Below are 255 nucleotides of genomic sequence, written 5' to 3' on the forward strand. Positions count from 1 at the left end.
ACAGCGCTAGCAACAGCCTCGGGTCCACCGCCGCACGACCCGCGTGATGGGGACGCGCACGGATAGCGCGCTCGAAGTCCGACATGTCCAGCGCTTCGACAGCCGCCCATACAGCGCGCACTGGATGATCTCGGTCAACCAACTGCTCGTAGGTCCGAGCCGCCAGCACCTGCGTCCGTTTCGGCCGGAGCACACGCACTCGCGGCCGTTTGCTCCCCGCCATGGCGATTCATGCTCGCACAGCAGCGCTTATGC

The 255-nt window shown here is 66.3% G+C and carries 1 pseudogene; it reads right to left on the reverse strand.

What is annotated here, in order from left to right:
* Window positions 1–223: pseudogene (locus tag D7Y11_RS43100) on the reverse strand (IS5/IS1182 family transposase); the annotation flags it as partial.
* Window positions 224–255: the final 32 nt, after the last annotated feature.

This window comes from Corallococcus sp. AB018 (assembly GCF_003986945.1).
Taxonomy (GTDB): Bacteria; Myxococcota; Myxococcia; order Myxococcales; family Myxococcaceae; genus Corallococcus; species Corallococcus exiguus.